At 73.3% G+C, this 1,076-nt stretch carries 1 protein-coding gene; it reads right to left on the bottom strand.

Translation table 11 applies throughout. From position 1 onward, the window contains the following. Positions 1–436 precede the first annotated feature (436 nt). Positions 437–1,076: hypothetical protein (locus tag Msi02_RS42730; RefSeq protein ID WP_239109439.1), on the bottom strand; the 640-nt coding region annotated here is incomplete at its 5' end.

Genomic DNA, 1,076 nt, shown 5'->3' with positions numbered 1-1,076 from the left:
CGTCCCCGTACACGTCCTCGATCAGGGTCCTCGTCGAAACGACGGCCCCCTGTGCCACCAGCAGCCGGGCCAGCACGGTCCGCTGACGCGGCCCGCCCACATCGACGGGGTTTCCCCTGGAGTCGTGGACCTCCACAGGGCCCAGAACACAGAACTCCACTCGTACCTCCTCGGTTCCGGCCCGGTTGACACGACTTTCCGCGGACGCCCGAAAGAGTCCGGCGTGGTACGCCGGCGACCGGTCCATGAGGATCGCTTCGTCAGGGCCGCCGAACTGCCGCGGTCGCGACGGTAGGCCGCGGCGAGGCGCCCCCTCGTCCGCTTTCTGGGTGATTCATGATCCGCCGTCTGATTGATTGGTCGTGCCGGGCCGGCCGCCGGACCGGGCCGCGGACGATCGCGACGGGCCCGGCCCTCGGTGAGGAGCCGTGCGGCATCACGAACGGCCGAGCAGGGGGGCGTCCGCGCGCCGCCGGCCACGCGCCGCCGAACCTGCGGGGCGATGCGGAATCCGCAGCGGTCGTCGCACGGTCCACCCCGCCGTCCTGGCCCGGTGCCGCCACCAGGTGAGCCCCGTTCGCTCCGCGGTCTGTTCGAGGGCGGACAGATGCTCGGCGGCACGGAGGTGGTCGCCCATGGCGGAGGCGAGCAGGGCCAGGTACCAGTCGACGGGTCCGGCCATGGCCCTTCCCAGCCCCGTCAGGATCCGCCCGCTGTACGGCAGCAGCGCGGAGTAGGTGTCGCGGCAGGCGGGGGCGTCGCCGACGGCGGCCTGGGCCGCCCCCTGCAGACAGGTCGTGCTCAAGGGCGACCAGTCGCACGCAGGCGCGCGCCACCCTTCGGCAGCCAGCACGCGCGCTTCCATGCGGCGTCCCAGGACGGACAGGTGCAGCACCCGGGCGGCGTGAGCCAGCGATGGGTTGACGCACTGGATCGCGCCGATGAGCGGGCCGGCGCCCTCCATACGGCCCGCGCAGTACGACAGCAGCAACCGTCCGGTCGCCACCACCGCCGTCTCCTCTCCGCCCAGGTGGCCGGCCTGTCGCGCGGCCTGGCCGTACGCCGCCCTGGCTTGA

The sequence above is a fragment of the Microbispora siamensis genome, from assembly GCF_016863095.1.
Lineage (GTDB): Bacteria > Actinomycetota > Actinomycetes > Streptosporangiales > Streptosporangiaceae > Microbispora > Microbispora siamensis.
This window is presented reverse-complemented; position numbering and strand designations above follow the sequence as displayed.